This is a genomic window from Exiguobacterium sp. HVEsp1 (assembly GCF_002009685.1).
Classification (GTDB): Bacteria; Bacillota; Bacilli; order Exiguobacteriales; family Exiguobacteriaceae; genus Exiguobacterium; species Exiguobacterium profundum.
The window spans coordinates 869,130-885,501 of sequence record NZ_KV917367.1 but is presented as its reverse complement, the minus strand read 5'-3'; the positions used below and the strand labels follow the sequence as shown (position 1 = coordinate 885,501).

Genomic DNA, 16,372 nt, shown 5'->3' with positions numbered 1-16,372 from the left:
TGAAACCAAGATAAAAATTTATCCAGCTATCTAAAGGAAAGTTTTTCCTCTAATCTAAAAATAGTCAGAATATTACGTCCTCTTACATATTTTCACTATACATTAGTTAAAGGAGAGATTTAACGGTATGACCTATCACTTCACGTGTGAACACTTAACAAAACGATTTGATACGGGTGACGTCAAAACGGTCGCCTTACAGGACATTAACCTCCGCTTCGAACACGGGGATTTCATCTCCATCATCGGACCATCTGGGTCTGGGAAATCAACGCTCCTCAGTCTGATCGGTACACTCGACCGTCCGACAGAAGGAACGTTACTCTTCAACGATGAACCGATCTCGACGCTCTCTGCGAAACAACTCGCGGACTTCCGATTCGAGAACATCGGTTTCATCTTCCAACAGTTCCACCTCATCCCGACGTTGACGGCGCTTGAGAACGTCATGTCCCCACTCTTCGGACGAAAAGTCGATTACGACGTCCACGAACGTGCGCTCGAACTGTTGAAAGAAGTCGGTCTCGCTGACAAGGTCGATTCGTTACCATCCCAACTGTCCGGCGGTCAGCAACAGCGCGTTGCCGTCGCCCGCGCCCTCATCCACCGTCCGAAATGGCTCCTTGCCGATGAGCCGACGGGGAACCTCGATACACATACGGGTGACGTCATCTTTGACCTATTGATCCGCTTGAATCGTGAGAACGGATGTGGCGTCCTCTTCGTCACCCATGACCCGGAACTCGCCGACCGTGCCAACCGAAAAATCGAGATGCGCGACGGGCAGGTCGTCGCCATGAGCGACGTCCATCATGCTTAAGTTCATTTGGAATTCATGGTGGCGGAATAAGGAACGATTCATCCTGCTCATGGTCGGGATGCTCATCGTCAGTACCGGGCTCAGCTATCTTCTCGGCGTGACGCAGGCGAATAACGGGACGGTCGTCAACGAGCTACAGAAACGTTGGGACTCGTCTTATCACATCGTCGTGCGTCCAGAAGGCAGCCGCAGCGTGACCGAGGACTTGAACCTGCTCGAACCGAACTATATGAGCGGGCTTGAAGGCGGGATTACGCGCGAACAGTACGAAACAATCCAACAGATTGCCGACATCGATGTCGCAGCTCCAATCGCGATGATTGGGTCGACTTATTCGAGCTCGTTCACGCAAACGCACACGTTTGATAAAGCGGGTCTCTATCGCCTTAAGATGAACACACTCATCGATACAGGCATTGAAAAAATCAATGACTTCCAAGACTTGAAAGCCTACTTTTGGGTCGGCTGGATGCCAAACGGTGATTCCACTCACATCGGCATCGGCCCGACCGCCCTATATGAAGAATTCCCACTCAGTTACGGAAGTGATGTCATGCTCGCCGGGATTGACCCGGTTGCCGAAGCGAAACTCGTCGGGTTAGACGATGCCGTACAAGCGACAGCGTTCAGTCGTTACTTCAATGAAGAGGATGTCCCAGAGCCTTACGACGAAGACATCACGACGATTCCAATTTTGATGAGTACAAAAGACTACGTCGATGCCTCAATCAACTACACCATCGAAGAAGTCGATGCCGATACGAGCGACGCAGAAAAATTCATCAATATGTATTTAGAGAACGGAAAAGATGAATACCTCGATAGCCTGAAAGGTACAGAGGTTGCCTCATACGACTTTACAGCCCAACAAATGCACGACAACATCACGAAACACATTTTAGAAGGAACACCACAGCCGCAAGACCCTCGTGTCACGGTTGACTACACTTGGCTTTCCGAGAAGGCGTCACCTCTTGTCTATGAAGGCGTGACGAGCCCGTTCCCGAAACGGTGGCCATATTCGTATCAAATCAAACCGTTCCTTGCTGAGGGTCAAGTGAAGTATGGTCAAGAAAGTATGTATCGTAAGTCCAATTTATACGCAGAAGACCTCAACGATGCACCGAAAGTGAAATATAACTACATCGGCTTATTCGACCCATCCAAACTGAAGTTGTCAAAAGATCCGTTGACGGAACTCCCGATGGAGACGTATTTCCCGGCAAGCGCCGAATGGGTCATGAACTCGAAAGACGAGCCGGTCAACCCACCGACGACCGTCAAACCGACGAATAACCCATATAGCTTCTTGACGAAGCCACCGTCAATGTTGACGACACTCGATGCGGCGTTCGCCATCGCCGGTGACAAGGCCATCTCGGCCATTCGCGTCAACGTAAAGGGCGTGGACGTCTTGAACGAAGAAAGTGAAGCGAAGCTCCAAGCAGTCGCCAAGGAGATCGAGGATAAGACCGGTCTCATCACCGATGTCACGCTCGGTTCGTCTCCACAATACGCCGTCACCTATCTCCCTGGTTTAAAAGGAGAAAGTTCGCTCGGTTGGATTCAGCAGCCATGGATTAAAATCGGTTCATCGATCACGATTTTCCAGGAAGCGAAACTCGGCTTCTCCGGTGTCGTCGCGAGTGTCATCCTCGTCGCGATGCTGTACGTGTTCAGCTCGAACATCATCATGTTGTACGCACGGAAGAAAGAGTTCGCCATCCTCTTGTCACTCGGTTGGCGGCCGAGTCAGCTGTCGAAACTGTTATTCTTAGAAGCCACGATCCTCGGGTCGATGGTCGCGCTCATCTCATGGATGATTCTCGGAACGTTCCTTTGGACGGCGGCCGGCTCGACTTCAATCACCCGTATCTTATTGATCGGGCTAGCCGGTCTCTTGATTTACTGGCTCGGGACACTCATCCCGATTCGACTCGTCCGCCGCATCAAGCCATATGAGACGATGCAGTCCGGTGAAGTCTCAAAAGGACGACGTCTCGGCCGCTCTCGCTCGAGCATCGGCATGAGCTTGAACCAACTCGTGACGTATTGGCCTCGGACGTTGTTGTCGATTCTCGCCATCGCTTTACCGACGAGTCTGTTCGGCTTCTTCTTGTTCGTCACGTTCCGCCTCCAAGGTGTCTTGTATACGACGTGGATTGGGGAGTTCGTGGCACTTGAAGTCGGGACGATGCACTACGTCGCTATGGGTGTCGCCTTACTGATTGCGATGTTGACGACGACCGAAATCATGTGGCAAAACGTATCCGAACGAAAGCCACAACTCGCCGTCTTGAAAGCGCTCGGTTGGCAGAACACGTCCATCCGTCGTCTCGTCTTGACGGAAGGTGCATTGACCGGATTCTTCGCCGGATTACTCGGTGTGACGTTCACCATCATCATCGTCACGATCATGTATCAACAGTTCCCGACGTCAGAGCTACCGTTCTTGTTTGCGACCATCTTCATCCCGGTCGTAACAGGTATCTTAGGTGCACTCCTTCCTGCTGAACGTGCGGTGCGCATCACGCCGGCTGAAGCGATTGGTGGGAATGTCGTCAACCAAAAACAAGTCGAGAAACGATTCCGCTTCGTCCTCGGGACGACGGCGACGGCACTCGTCGTTGGAATCATCAGCTTGTTCGTCTTCACATCACCAGAAGTCAAGCCGGTCACGGAAGAAGCGAAAGCGACACCAGCCCCGACCGCACAGACGACGGGTGCGAAACAGGCTGATTTAAAAGCAGATAAACCGAAAGAAGCAAAAGACACCACACCAAAAGAAGATGATCTTCAAAAAATCATGAACCTTGGCACGTTCCAAACGTTTATCGGGGATCCACAAATGAAGAAACGTGAGTTCCAAGTGGGTGAACCTGTTTACGCCTCTCCGGATGGGACCAAACCGGAAGATGGCAAACGATTCGTCAGCCTACCGATCTCGTTGTACAATGAACCAGATCAGTATGAGGGCACGATGGATTATCGTCCAAACGGTTTCCGCATGTACACGCCAGATGGCACAGAATACAGTCCGGTCGACATGGTCAACCATAACAAGAAAGCATTCCGTGGTGGATTCATTTATACACCAGGCGAGAAATCCGAAATTGATTTAGTCTTCCTTGTTCCCGAGAAAGCGAAGACGCTCATCTTGTATGCGTCAAGCGGCGCCATGCCGAAAGTCTATACCGTCAAAATTGACGTGCCGTAAACGAAACAACGTCGCCCCGATTCGAGGCGACGTTGTTTTTATTCGGCTTCTTCTACGATTTCGACACGTACTCCTGTGCCCCCGACTTTTCCTAGGTTTTCTACGGTCGGGTCTTCATACGCCAACACATGAAATTCCTGTTCGATTGTACGGATGACGTAATGCGAGAGCGCACCACGGTTACGGTTCACCCGATCAATCGACATCCGTTCACTAGCGAATGACATCAGGCGCGATGCGGACAGTTTCACAATCGGATGCTCGTTCCATAATCCGTCTTCTTTCATTCCGTGCTCTTCTTGTGTCCCTAGAAAGACGGCATACTGTTCGAAGCGAACTCGGATGCGGTCGCGCTCGGCATCCCATGTGAGCAGCATCGTCGGATTCGCCGCTCCATAAAACGTCCACTCTAACGGGTAATACGCCTCATTCTTCATCTGAAACGATTCCATGTCGAGTACGTAGCGCTCGGTCGACATCAAGTAGTGTAAATCTAGTTTCATGAGATCCCCCCTTAAAAACACAACAACTTGTTATATGATTTCCCCTTCTTGACGTAAAATCTCTTCGATTTCTATGAATTCCCCTTCGATAATCTCAAGGTTCTCTCGTTTCACTTCTTCCACACTTTCAACAAACTCCGCTTCCGTCATGTTTACGCCTTCTTCAAGCGTATTCATGAGACGATTGCCCATCTTCGTCATCGATGAATACGTGATCCCTCCTGAGATGACACCACCTGCGAGTGGAATCATCTTCGAGATTCCTTTGGCGAACGTGTCTTTCGTCATCTTCACGCCAATCATCGCTGACATTTTCTTGATGATTGGATAATATACCGTTTTCATCAATGCTTTGTTCGGGATCTTTTTCAAAGCTTCTTTCGATAATTGTGCAGATAACGCTTTGATCGTAGCCGTCGCGCCACCCACTCCGAACATGACACCTAAAAAGAGAATCAATTCTCCATTCACCCGTTCGACATCTAGTTCCCCATCTTCCCAAAAATCATCGTATCCATACAAATACCCGATTTCTTGCGCCATACGGAGGGCGAAACCGAAGAATTGTGCTGTATCGGCCGGAATCGTTGCAGCAAGACCGATGCCTCCAGGTAGCCCGGCTGCAAACGATGCACTCGAACTTTTCATCGTCTGATTGGTAATATTTCGCTTCGCTACTTTTTTGATGACTGAAAGAGGGACCTTTGCTTCAAGCGGTCCCTTCTCGACAACCTCTGCCAACTGAGTCGCTGGCACGTACTTACTGAAACTTTGGGCTAAAAATTCTTTTCGATCTACTTTCACTCCAGGTAATTTCACTGCATTCGTCATCAAGACTTCAAACACTTCTGACCCGTTCGCCATGACCTACACCTCAACCTTCTTATGTATCTCGTTCCATAATCTAGTTTCAGTATATCGATTTCCTCACACGAATTGTAAAATATTTTCCTTTCGCCCATATTTATTATATTCAAGGTGCCTGAAATCAAAAAAAGGGAGCACCCAAACGGATTCTCCCTCTTCCCTCAATAAAACATATACCAGAGTGCCGCTGCCACTAAGAACATCCCGGCCCCGATGAACAAGATCTTTGCCAATCGTTCGTATACCATGTCTTCACCTCACCAATGCCGCGCCGACGACGAGGGAGACCCCAATCGACAGCAAGAATGCCAACAACCCGACGGCGATATTCCCTTGTTGAATCTCATCGTTCACCTTCAGTGTCGGTGTCAAAAATTCAAACAACCAGTATGTCGCGAGGAGCAAAATGAATCCGAAAGCACCCCCGACGAAGATGTCGATTGTGCTATCATGATGGTTCTCGACGACCCGAAAGATGTTGGCTAGACCGACAATCTTCCCGCCTGTCGCCAAGGCGACGGCAATATTTCCTTTTTGAATCTCACGCCAGTTGCTGTACGGCGTTGTCACCTCGAAGATGGCAAGACCGACGACAATCATCAGTCCCGCCATCGAATAGAGGCCGAACGACTCCAGCATAACGGCAAACGTAATCGTACCCATTCCCGACTCTCCTTACTTCAGTTCGACGACCGTGACACCGAGTCCACCTTCACCCATTCCTCCTGGGCGCTGGCTCTTCACGTGACGATGTCCTTTTAAAAATTCTTGTGTCGCCTGACGCATCGCTCCGGTACCTAATCCGTGGATGATGCGGACGTTATCATAGCCCGACACGAGTGCTTCATCGATATACTTGTCTAGACGCATGAGTCCCTCTTCGACACGAACGCCACGGAGGTCGAGCTCGGACTTCGTCGAGCTCTGACGTTTGAGCGAGCTGCCTTTTGACTGAAGCGACTTCTCTTTCGATGGACCGATCTTCTGAAGGTCGTCCGCTTTAACATTCACTTTCATGATGCCAACTTGGACGTTATACTCATTGTCGTTGATTTGTTTCACGATGTAGCCTTTTTGATTGAACGTCGTCACTTTCACTTCTTCGCCCTTACTGAACGTACGTTTCTGCTGGGCTTTTTGTTTCACTTTTTGAATCTTTTTCTCTTGAAGCGTCGGTTTTGCCGATTCGAGCTCTTTCTTCGCCGCGATAATCTCGTGCTCTTTGACGATTCCTTGCTCACGTAGCTTCTTCAAGCGGTCGATGACTTCGTTCGCTTGACGCTTCGCCTGTTCGACGGCCTTCTCGGCTTTCGCCTCGGCCGCTCTATACAAGTTGTCGCGTTCGCGCTCAAATTCGGTCAACTTCGCTTCGAATTCGGCCTGCTCTTCTTCAAAGTCATGGCGCTTGACGATGAGCTCTTGCTCGAGCTGCTCGGCGCGTTGCTTCGCTGCTTCAAGCTCATTGATCATCGATTCGACTGACTCGGCATCACTACCGACGTGGCTACGTGCCTTGTCGATGACTTGCTCAGACAGTCCGAGACGACGACTGATCTCGAAGGCGTTCGAGCGACCCGGTACGCCAATCAAGAGACGGTACGTTGGGCTGAGCGATTCGATATCAAACTCCATCGAGGCGTTCATGACACCTTCGCGGTTATAAGCGTAAGCCTTTAGTTCCGAGTAGTGCGTCGTCGCAGCGACACGTGCCCCGCGGCGTTTCACTTCATCGAGAATCGCGATGGCGAGGGCGGCCCCTTCTTGCGGGTCCGTTCCGGCACCGAGCTCATCGAAGAGGACGAGTGACATGAAGTCGATTTTGTCGAGCATGCCGACGATGTTTGTCATATGCGAGCTGAACGTCGAGAGACTCTGTTCAATCGATTGCTCATCCCCGATATCGGCATAGACCGCGTCAAACACGGAAAGCTCTGTCCCGAACTCTGCCGGCACGTAGAGACCTGATTGCACCATCAACTGAAGGAGTCCAATCGTCTTCAACGTGACGGTTTTCCCGCCGGTGTTTGGTCCGGTGATGACGAGTGACGTGTAATCTTCGCCGAGCTCGACCGTAATCGGTACGACCTCATCTTTCGGGATGAACGGATGACGTGCCTGTTTCAACTTGATTTCTCGATTGTCGTTCAACTTTGGCTCGGTCGCTTTCATCTCTTGTCCGTATGCGACTTTCGCAAAGATAAAGTCGAGTTCGGCCAACACGTCGAGGTTCGTCATGATGGCATCATGGACCCCACCGACCTCGTTCGAGAGAGCACTTAAAATCCGTTCGATTTCAGCACGTTCTTTCAGACGAACTTCTTGAATCTCGTTATTGATGGAGACGATGGCCTGCGGCTCAATGAAGAGTGTCTGACCAGAAGCCGACTGGTCATGGACGATTCCACCGAACGCTTGACGGTACTCTTGTTTGACCGGTACAACATAGCGATCGTTCCGGATTGTGACGATGGCGTCCGAGAGCATCTTCGCATTGTTGCGGAGGATGTTGTCGATACGTGACCGGACACTCCCTTCAAAGCTCCGGAGCTGTGTCCGAAGTCCACGGAGTTGTGGACTCGCGGAATCTTGGACAGTCCCTTGGTCGTCAATCGCATGACGAATCGCCTGTTCGACCTCGATGAGCTTCGTCAACTTGTCCGCATACTCGTCAAGACGTGGAATGCGAATCTCTTCGTTATCCTCGTGAAGCTTCTCGAAGAAGTTCTTCACTTGGCGTCCGCCATACATGACGGCAGCGACGGCGAGCAATTCGCTCGTCGAGAGGACCGAGCCGATTGCGGCCCGTTTCACTTCCGCACGGACATCCGTAAGCCCACCGAGTGGCAGACGGTCACGGAGACGAACGACCTCGGTCGCCTCTTTCGTCACGTTCAAATTCGAGAGCACCCGGTCGTATGAGTAGTCAGGTTGCATCTTCAGCGCCAAATCTTTTCCGAGCGAGCTCGCCGCGTGACCGGCAAGCTGTTGGCGCAATTTTTCATATTCTAATACGCGTAACGCGTGGTCCATCTAGCATGTTCCTTTCTATCGCTTCGCCGCAAAGAACGCCTTGGCGTCTTCAAACGTGAAGCAGTTGATAATATCTGATGGTTCGAGATAGGCTTTCCGTGCGTGCAACACACCGAGGGCCATGTCTTCCATCATATCTGGGTGGTGCGTGTCCGTGTTGATCATCACTTTGACGCCCGCTGCCTTCGCCTTCTTGAGCGTGGAAGCTGTCAGGTCGAGGCGGTTCGGGTTGGCGTTCAACTCGAGCGCCGTCCCTGTTTCTTTCGCGAGCGTGATCAACTTGTCCTCGTCGATTGGATAGCCGTCCCGACGACCGATGAGTCGACCCGTCGGATGGGCGATCACGTTGACGTACGGGGAACGACAGGCGTTCTCGAGACGAGCCATGATCTCGTCGACCGATTGGTCCATCTTCGAATGGATGGAGGCGACGACGTAATCGAGCGTCTCTAGAAACTCGGGTTCATAGTCGAGCGTCCCGTCAGGACGGATGTCCATCTCAACGCCTCGTAACACGTTCATGTCATGTGTCTTCGCGGCCTCGCGGATTTCTTCCCCTTGTGCTTCGAGCCCTTCCTCGGTCAAGCCATTGACGAACGTCAAATACTTCCCGTGGTCGGTGATGGCCATCCATTCATAGCCGCGATCTTTCATCGCCACGACAATTTCGTCGACGGTCAACTTCCCGTCCGACCAGACCGTGTGCATGTGCGCGTCAGCCTTGATGTCCTCGAGCGTGACGAGCTTCGATAAGTCGTGCTCGAACTCAGCATGCCCCTCCCGAAGTTCAGGCGGGATGAATGGGAGACCGTACCGTTCGAACAGTTCTTCTTCTGTTTTTGGTTGCCACAATCCGTCTGCTGTCTCGACCCCATATTCGGAAATGGACTCTCCTTTTGCTTTCGCGAGTTGACGCATGCGGACGTTGTGGTCTTTCGAACCCGTGAAATGGTGAAGCGTCGCAGCGAACGCGCCTGGCTCGACCATACGGAAATCGACCGATACCATCTCTTCACGTTCGAGGACGAGCGAGACTTTCGTCTCGCCTGCCGCAATCACTTCGTTGATGAACGGCAAAGCGAGCAGCTTCTCACGTAGCTCAATCGGCTCCTCGGTCGCGATGATGAAGTCAAGGTCTTTACACGTCTCTTCGGCACGGCGGAAGCTTCCTCCGACCGAATGACGCAACACGAGCGTCTCCTTCTCTAACACCTCATTGATTTCTTCAACGATTGGTCGCATGACTGCATAAGCCAATCGTTCTGGACGTGATTCGAGGTTCTTCGCGGCTGCGAGTAATTTCTCCACACTCTTCGCCCCGAAACCGGGTAATGATGCAGCCGTCCCATCTTCGAGTACACGGATGAGCGACTCCAAGTCGACGACACCGATTTCACGGAGTTTAGCAAGTTTCTTCCCGCCGAGCCCTTGAATTTTCAAGAGCTTCATCAAACCGAACGGAATCTCTTCTTGCAGTGCTTCAAGTACTTCACTGCGTCCTGTGTCTCGATACTCTTCAAGGACTGCAGCCGTCCCTTTCCCGATTCCTGAGATGGACGTCAAGTCGTCGATGTCCTCGAGTTCAAGGTCCGTGTTCTCTAGCGCTGTCGCCGCCTTGCGGAACGCATTGATTTTAAACGGGTTCTCCCCTTTGATCTCCATATATTGCGCGATTTTTTCGAGCAACATCATCGCTTCTACTTTATTCATATGCTTCCCCCTCTTCACACAGAAAAGACCGAGACACAAGCACTAGCTTGCATTCCGGCCTGTCGTGTCACAACATCTTATTTGAAAACCAATCCGATAGATATGGCGTGTCTTGAATGATATATGTCGCTAGCGACGATTTGTCGACGGCGTTTTGAACGCTCGCCATCGGCACGAACGCGATCACCCAAAGGATGAAGAATGTGATGACATATGCCTCGAAGAATCCTAGGACAGCTCCGATCACACCTTTTAATTGGCGCAAAATTGGCAAGTCCGTCAAGAAGTCGAGCATCGCCAAGATGAGATGCAAGACGAGTTTCGTAATGAGGAACAAGACGACGAACCAAAAGACGTTATAAAATGTCATCTCAATCCCTGAAAGGGAATTGAGGTCCAACACGCCACCCGGGAGCGTTCCGTCGAGCTGAGACGGATACGGGATCCACAGCTTGAACGCTTCGGCTAACTCTTTATAGTACGTATTGGCGACGAGAAAACTGATTATGAGCGCGACCCAATGGCCGAGCTGTAGAATCGCGCCACGACGGAAGCCGTTGACGATTCCGATAAACAAGAAAAACAGTATAAGTAGCGTAACCATGGATTGATTTATTCTCCCATATTTCGTTTAGTTTTGACGTGGTCGCTCGCGATTTGAATCGCAGCCAAGACCGCTGCCTGACGAGCATCTAGATGAGGGGATTGTTCACGAATTTCGCGGATCTTACTGTCGACCAAAAAGCCTACTTCCCTAACGTGGTCAGCGGGTTCTTCGCTTACGATCGTATAGTCTTGACCCGCAATGTGAATCGTTGTTCGTTGTAACTGCACGCGCACCCCTCCTTTACGTCTGTCAGAATTAATCATAACATCGTTTTTATATTAGGAAAAGGAGAAGCCCCTTCCCTTGATATGTACAACATTTTCTAATACCCTTCTAAACAGTTGTCAAACGTCTTTCTTTAGAAAAATTGTAAGAGAAGGTGGCAACATTCCGTAAAATGTGCGAAAATATCAACTATTCAAACAAACAGAAAGGGTGATTGATTTGAAATTACGTATTGGCCTCTTAGGTCGCATCATCATCGCGATCGCTTTCGGTATTTTACTCGGGAGCATCGTACCAGAAAGTCAGAACTGGATTGTTCGGACGTTCGTGACGTTCAACACGGTCTTCGGGCAGTTCTTAGGCTTCGCTATTCCATTGATTATTCTTGCTTTTATCATCCCGGGTATCGGGGAACTTGGAAAAGGAGCAGGAAAGCTGGTCGGACTCACAGCACTCATCGCTTACGCATCAACCATCATCGCCGGAACATTAGCATACTTTGCAACAAGCAACTTGTTCCCGCAAATTTTGACACGGTCGACGACAGGAGCCGAAAATCCAGAAGAAGCCTTGTTGAAAGGGTTCATGGAATTTGAGATTCCACCTGTATTCGGTGTTATGACCGCACTTATCTTAGCTTTCGTCATCGGAATCGGGATTGCCGCGATCGAAAGCAAACGGTCACTCGACCTCGCCATGGATTTCCGCGATATCATCGAACTCTTAATCAGTAAAGTCATTATTCCATTACTTCCAATCCACATCGCCGGAATTTTCATGAACATGACGTACGCTGGTCAAGTCGCTGAGATTCTATCGGTCTTCTCGCTCGTCTTCGTCACAATCATCGTCCTTCATTTGACGATGCTCATGATTCAATATTCAATCGCAGGTGGTCTTAACAAAGAGAATCCGTTCAAGTTGCTCAAGACGATGATGCCGGCTTACTTCACAGCCATCGGGACGCAATCATCGGCCGCGACGATTCCAGTCACGCTTCGCCAAGCGAAGTTGAACAACACGGACGAAGGTGTCGCGAACTTCGTCATCCCGCTCTCGGCAACGATCCACTTGTCAGGGTCGACGATCACACTCACATCGGTCGGTGTCGCGCTCATGTACTTGAATGGCATGGCGTTATCCTACGCAATCATGCTTCCATTCATCCTCGCACTCGGTGTGACGATGATTGCAGCACCAGGTGTACCAGGCGGGGCCGTCATGGCATCGCTCGGATTGTTCGGCTCGATCCTCGGATTCGACGCGACGATGCAAAGTTTGGTCATCGCACTCTACTTGGCACAAGATAGCTTCGGGACAGCAACAAACGTCACGGGTGACGGTGCCATCGCGAAAATCATTCATTACTTCAAACACAACACAAAACTTCTCGACAACACGTCGTCGAAACAAGAAGATATCGCATAATGAACGACTCATAAACGGGCAAGCCATCAGGTTTGTCCGTTTTTGTCTACATACAATAAAGGAGAGAACCATATGGAATGGATTGAATGGAAGGACCCTAATCACTTCTCAGACCGAGTCATGAAGGCATTACTCGACGAGGAGGCAAAGAATAGCCTCATGATTGGCGTCTTGAATAACGTCAAACAAGGAATCTATGAAACGTTTTATCAGTTCACAGTCGAAGAGGACGGGGAGCTTCTCGCCATCCTCCAAGTGACACCGCCCCATCCGCTCCATTTCATCGTCGTGGACTCGGAACGAGAGGAAGAACTCCCCGATTTCATCATCCCCCACCTTTTGAAAGAAGCAATCCCTTTCGCGGAAGTCGTCTCGGAACGACAACAGGCGGAACGGTTCGGGAAAGTATGGCAGGAGTTAACGTCTGGGTCGAGTGAGATGTTCATGTCCCAAGGTCTTTATCGCCTCGACAGCGTGGAAGACATCGACATGGCAAAAGGCCACATGCGAGAAGCGACGATGGCCGACAAGGCACAGCTCGAAGCTTGGTATAGTGCCTTCGAAGTCGAATCAGGTCTCCGATCATCTCCACCAGAGAAGGTGACGAAGGCTGTACAGACGATGCTCGACAGGGAAGAGGCTGTCTTTTGGGAAGTCGACGGACAGGTCGTCTCGTGTGCGAAACGCGCACGTCCAACTGTGAACGGAATCACTGTTTCGTTCGTCTACACATCACCTAGTGCACGAGGAAAGGGGTATGCACGAAGTCTCGTCGCCGATCTCAGCCGACAACTTCTCGAGACAAAATCATTCTGCGTCCTCTACACCGACTTGACGAACCCGACGTCGAACAAAATCTATCGGGAAGTCGGTTACCAACAAATCATGGACTCTGCCTGGGTCCGACTCGCTAGATGAAATACATCGCCTCCCCTATACTAATAGTGGAGGCGATTTTTCATGAACAGATTATTCGGTTGGTGGCTCCGTATCCCCCGACAGATCCGATTGACCGCTTTGACACTTGTCACGCTCGCGATACTCGGCTATATGGTGTTCCTCGGAGGGCGGAGCATGCTCGATGACCCAAATGTCAATACGCTATGGCTCAGCGTCATCGGTGCCGCCCTTTTGACGTTCATCGTCTATCAGGCAACAAAAAAGTGATCGACGCGTTCGTCGATCACTGTCTTTGTGTTTAGAAGAATGATGCTGGGTTAACTGTGCTTCCCGCGCTCGATGAAGAGTACGAATAGCCGCCACGGTGAATCTCGAAGTGAAGGTGTGAACCTGTCGAGTTCCCTGTGCTACCCATGCCGCCAAGGTTTTGTCCTTGTGACACGCGTTGACCCGCAGAGACGGATACCGAGCTCATGTGAGCGTATACTGTCGTCCATACTTGCCCGTTGATCACGTGTGCAATCATGACGTGGTTTCCGTATGCGCCACCCCAACCTGCACGGAGGACCGTACCTGTTTGTGCTGCATAGATCGGTGTACCGACTGGACCTGCGATATCAAGAGCGTTGTGGAACGAGTAGCCGTTCGCTCCGCTTGCTGGACCCCATCCTTGTGTGAGGCGACCGCTTGCTGGACGTTGGAACATGCCACCGCTTGCTGGTGCAGACGCTACCGGTGCTGTTGAAGCACTTGAACCGCTATTCGAGCTTGAACCTTGTTGTTTTTTCGCCGCAGCAGTTGCTGCCGCTGCACGACGTGCTTCTTCTTCAGCACGACGTTGCGCTTCGATTTCTGCTTGAATCGCTTGTTCTTGAGCTTTGAGCGTATCTTCCATCTCTTGAAGGCTCATGAGTTTTGATTCGAACTTCACTTTTTCAGCTTCGAGTTTCTTGATTTTCGCCGCACGCTCTTTCATTTTTTGATCGAGCTCTTTCTGACGTTTTTCAAGTTCTTCTTTTTGCTTCACGAGTGAGTCGCGCTCCGCTTTCAAATCAGCTTGCGCTTTCGCGAGTTTTTCTTTCGTTGCTTCGTATTCTTCGAAGATCTGTTGGTCGTTCTCTTGAATCGTACCAGCTGTGATCATACGTGTGATCAAATCACCGAAGTCTTTAGAACCGAAGATGAACTCAGCCCAGTTGACTGACGAGCCACCATTCTTTTGCATCGTCGCCATACGATCTTTCATAAGATCTTCTTGGGCTTTCATTTTCGCTTCGTACTTTTTAATTTGTGCTTGAAGCTTTTTAATCTTTTCTTCAGTTGCACGAATCTCAGCTTTTTTCTGAGCGACATCGTTGATGACGTCTTGGAGTTCAGCATCTAACTTGTTGATCTCTTGTTGCTCTTTGCTGATGGCTTGCTCACGTGATTGAATCGAAGAGTTTGCTTTCGACTGTTCACTGCTATTCTTTTGTCGTTGTTCTTGTACTTTCTTCTGCTTCTCTGTAAGTGAGGCTGCATAAGTCGGTGACGTTCCGCCGATCAAGAGTGCGCCTAGAGTGACTGTTGCTGCAAATTTCTTCAAGTTACCCAATGTGCTTCCCTCCGCTGATTCCCGTGTAGTTTTTATCTATAGTCGTGCAATTATTTTTTATAAGATAAGTCGCGACATTTCGTTCGCTCTGTGACTCATTATAGCAATCTAAACCAAAAGTTATTTTACACTTATATTTCATTCGTATGACATTGACCTAATTTAGGTTTTATCCTTTAAAAAACGTGGGTATAGACAATATTTTGTTTGGTTCGTTGTCACAAAATAGTTTTAAAAAGAAAAAAAGCACTTCAAGAAAGCGCTTTTCACATAGTAACCCGTTCATTTTTTTGACTACCTTAAGTCAACATAACCGGCCCGTTTGCTATTTTTCCGTTTCGAACGAAGGAATAACAACCCACCGAACAAGATGACACCTGCGGCAACACCCGTACTATCCAAAAGGACATCTTCTAACAGCGCGGTCCGTTCAGGAGTCAAACTCTGATGATACTCATCAAAGATCGCCACCGTGTTCGCGAGTGCCCAAGCGAAGAGTACGTTCAGTCCCGCATGAAGATTCGTTCTCGAGATGGCCTTCACGAATAAGGCACCGAGAACGAAGAACGTGACGACATGTGCCGTCTTCCGCATAAAGAACTCAATCAATCCTGCCGTCCCTAACGTATCAAGTGAGATTTCCTTTCCTGCGTAGTCGAACTGTACGTTCGCGAGCGTCGGTTCGATCCAGCTCCAATTGAATCGCTCGAGTGGCGAAACGATAGACTGGTCCGAGTAAGGCGTCGCACTTGATAAAAAGAGTCCGATTAAAATAAGCGCAATCCATATAAATTCATTTTTTAAAAATCGCATAACACCGTTCCTTTCTACAACGTTTTTCATTATACGGATTCTTTCTTCGGAATGATGTAACAGCGACATCATGATTTCATAACAATTTGATTGCACGCAACGCGTTCAAGTTCGAGTCTGTCCCCTTCTCTTGGTATACTACAGAAAAAGGGGGAATCACCATGATTTATGATTTTGAAGCAGTAGACATGAAAGGACAATTGCAACCGTTAGCTACATATAAAGGCGACGTCTTACTTATCGTCAACACGGCGAGCAAATGTGGGTTCACGCCACAGCTCGAAGGTCTCGAGTCACTTTACAACACATATAAGGGACAGGGTCTACAGGTCTTAGGCTTCCCGTGCAACCAGTTCGGTCATCAAGACCCGGGTTCCAATGAAGAAATCCAGGAGTTCTGTCAACTGAATTACGGGGTATCGTTCCCGATGTTCGCGAAAGTCGACGTGAACGGCAAGGATGCCCACCCACTCTTCACCTATCTCTCAAAAGAAGCACCCGGGCTTCTCGGGTCGAAGGCGATCAAATGGAACTTCACGAAGTTTTTAGTCGACCGTGATGGAAACGTCATCGAACGCTTCTCGCCACAGACAACACCGGCTGAGATTGAGGATGCGGTGAAAAAACTCATTTAATATCGAAAAGGATGGCTCCGAAG

General features: G+C 49.9%; 15 protein-coding genes. 6 read left to right on the top strand and 9 right to left on the bottom strand.

The features are described from left to right. The first annotated feature begins 127 nt into the window (after positions 1 to 127). Both BV910_RS04575 and BV910_RS04570 read left to right on the top strand, forming a co-directional pair. A complete protein-coding gene (locus tag BV910_RS04575; RefSeq protein WP_078146501.1) occupies positions 128 to 820 on the top strand; it encodes an ABC transporter ATP-binding protein in 693 nt (230 codons plus the stop codon). After that, positions 813 to 4,037, top strand: a complete 3,225-nt coding sequence (locus BV910_RS04570; RefSeq protein ID WP_078146500.1) for an FtsX-like permease family protein — start codon at positions 813 to 815, stop codon at positions 4,035 to 4,037. The genes BV910_RS04575 and BV910_RS04570 overlap by 8 nt, the downstream gene beginning before the upstream one ends. A gap of 38 nt (positions 4,038 to 4,075) precedes the next feature. On the opposite strand, the gene BV910_RS04565 is transcribed toward BV910_RS04570, so the two are convergent. The 7 genes from BV910_RS04565 to zapA form a co-directional block, all read right to left on the bottom strand. Continuing rightward, positions 4,076 to 4,540 carry a hypothetical protein gene (locus tag BV910_RS04565; RefSeq protein ID WP_078146499.1) on the bottom strand — a complete coding sequence of 155 codons (465 nt, stop codon included), beginning with the start codon at positions 4,538 to 4,540 and terminating at the stop codon, positions 4,076 to 4,078. Between the two features lie 30 nt (positions 4,541 to 4,570). Further along, complete coding sequence (locus tag BV910_RS04560) at positions 4,571 to 5,404, bottom strand: EcsC family protein (RefSeq protein WP_078146498.1); 834 nt, start codon at positions 5,402 to 5,404, stop codon at positions 4,571 to 4,573. A gap of 255 nt (positions 5,405 to 5,659) precedes the next feature. Then, positions 5,660 to 6,070, bottom strand: coding sequence for a DUF350 domain-containing protein (locus BV910_RS04555; RefSeq protein ID WP_078146497.1), 411 nt, complete (start codon positions 6,068 to 6,070; stop codon positions 5,660 to 5,662). 12 nt (positions 6,071 to 6,082) lie between these two features. Then, a complete protein-coding gene (locus BV910_RS04550) occupies positions 6,083 to 8,437 on the bottom strand; it encodes an endonuclease MutS2 (protein ID WP_078146496.1) in 2,355 nt (784 codons plus the stop codon). A gap of 15 nt (positions 8,438 to 8,452) precedes the next feature. Continuing rightward, positions 8,453 to 10,147 carry a DNA polymerase/3'-5' exonuclease PolX gene (polX, locus tag BV910_RS04545; protein WP_078146495.1) on the bottom strand — a complete coding sequence of 565 codons (1,695 nt, stop codon included), beginning with the start codon at positions 10,145 to 10,147 and terminating at the stop codon, positions 8,453 to 8,455. Between the two features lie 67 nt (positions 10,148 to 10,214). Continuing rightward, positions 10,215 to 10,751 carry a CvpA family protein gene (locus BV910_RS04540; RefSeq protein WP_031421319.1) on the bottom strand — a complete coding sequence of 179 codons (537 nt, stop codon included), beginning with the start codon at positions 10,749 to 10,751 and terminating at the stop codon, positions 10,215 to 10,217. Positions 10,752 to 10,759: 8 nt separating this feature from the next. Further along, complete coding sequence (gene zapA, locus BV910_RS04535; protein WP_015881047.1) at positions 10,760 to 10,981, bottom strand: cell division protein ZapA; 222 nt, start codon at positions 10,979 to 10,981, stop codon at positions 10,760 to 10,762. A 217-nt stretch (positions 10,982 to 11,198) separates the two neighbouring features. Here zapA and BV910_RS04530 point away from each other — a divergent pair, with 217 nt between their 5' ends. The 3 genes from BV910_RS04530 to BV910_RS04520 all read left to right on the top strand — a co-directional run bounded on the left by BV910_RS04530 (position 11,199) and on the right by BV910_RS04520 (position 13,574). Then, positions 11,199 to 12,407, top strand: coding sequence for a dicarboxylate/amino acid:cation symporter (locus BV910_RS04530; protein ID WP_031421317.1), 1,209 nt, complete (start codon positions 11,199 to 11,201; stop codon positions 12,405 to 12,407). A 72-nt stretch (positions 12,408 to 12,479) separates the two neighbouring features. Further along, positions 12,480 to 13,325: a GNAT family N-acetyltransferase gene (locus BV910_RS04525; protein WP_078146494.1), complete on the top strand. Its 846-nt coding sequence runs from the start codon at positions 12,480 to 12,482 to the stop codon at positions 13,323 to 13,325. A gap of 42 nt (positions 13,326 to 13,367) precedes the next feature. Beyond that, complete coding sequence (locus tag BV910_RS04520) at positions 13,368 to 13,574, top strand: hypothetical protein (RefSeq protein WP_078146493.1); 207 nt, start codon at positions 13,368 to 13,370, stop codon at positions 13,572 to 13,574. 31 nt (positions 13,575 to 13,605) lie between these two features. Here BV910_RS04520 and BV910_RS04515 read toward each other — a convergent pair whose 3' ends face one another. Next, positions 13,606 to 14,901 (bottom strand): murein hydrolase activator EnvC family protein, encoded by a 1,296-nt coding sequence (locus BV910_RS04515; RefSeq protein WP_078146492.1) that lies wholly within the window; start codon positions 14,899 to 14,901, stop codon positions 13,606 to 13,608. 294 nt (positions 14,902 to 15,195) lie between these two features. Next, a complete protein-coding gene (locus BV910_RS04510; protein WP_078146491.1) occupies positions 15,196 to 15,714 on the bottom strand; it encodes a VanZ family protein in 519 nt (172 codons plus the stop codon). 161 nt (positions 15,715 to 15,875) lie between these two features. Between BV910_RS04510 and BV910_RS04505 the strand changes: the two genes are divergently transcribed. Continuing rightward, a complete protein-coding gene (locus BV910_RS04505) occupies positions 15,876 to 16,349 on the top strand; it encodes a glutathione peroxidase (protein WP_078146490.1) in 474 nt (157 codons plus the stop codon). Positions 16,350 to 16,372 lie beyond the last annotated feature (23 nt).

Coding starts and splice junctions, on each gene's coding strand:
- BV910_RS04575 (WP_078146501.1), top strand. CDS start 128: ATGACCTATCACTTCACGTGTGAACACTTAACAAAACGATTTGATACG.
- BV910_RS04540 (WP_031421319.1), bottom strand. CDS start 10,751: ATGGTTACGCTACTTATACTGTTTTTCTTGTTTATCGGAATCGTCAAC.
- BV910_RS04510 (WP_078146491.1), bottom strand. CDS start 15,714: ATGCGATTTTTAAAAAATGAATTTATATGGATTGCGCTTATTTTAATC.
- BV910_RS04525 (WP_078146494.1), top strand. CDS start 12,480: ATGGAATGGATTGAATGGAAGGACCCTAATCACTTCTCAGACCGAGTC.
- polX (WP_078146495.1), bottom strand. CDS start 10,147: ATGAATAAAGTAGAAGCGATGATGTTGCTCGAAAAAATCGCGCAATAT.
- BV910_RS04555 (WP_078146497.1), bottom strand. CDS start 6,070: ATGGGTACGATTACGTTTGCCGTTATGCTGGAGTCGTTCGGCCTCTAT.
- BV910_RS04565 (WP_078146499.1), bottom strand. CDS start 4,540: ATGAAACTAGATTTACACTACTTGATGTCGACCGAGCGCTACGTACTC.
- BV910_RS04570 (WP_078146500.1), top strand. CDS start 813: ATGCTTAAGTTCATTTGGAATTCATGGTGGCGGAATAAGGAACGATTC.
- BV910_RS04560 (WP_078146498.1), bottom strand. CDS start 5,404: ATGGCGAACGGGTCAGAAGTGTTTGAAGTCTTGATGACGAATGCAGTG.
- BV910_RS04550 (WP_078146496.1), bottom strand. CDS start 8,437: ATGGACCACGCGTTACGCGTATTAGAATATGAAAAATTGCGCCAACAG.
- BV910_RS04520 (WP_078146493.1), top strand. CDS start 13,368: ATGAACAGATTATTCGGTTGGTGGCTCCGTATCCCCCGACAGATCCGA.
- BV910_RS04505 (WP_078146490.1), top strand. CDS start 15,876: ATGATTTATGATTTTGAAGCAGTAGACATGAAAGGACAATTGCAACCG.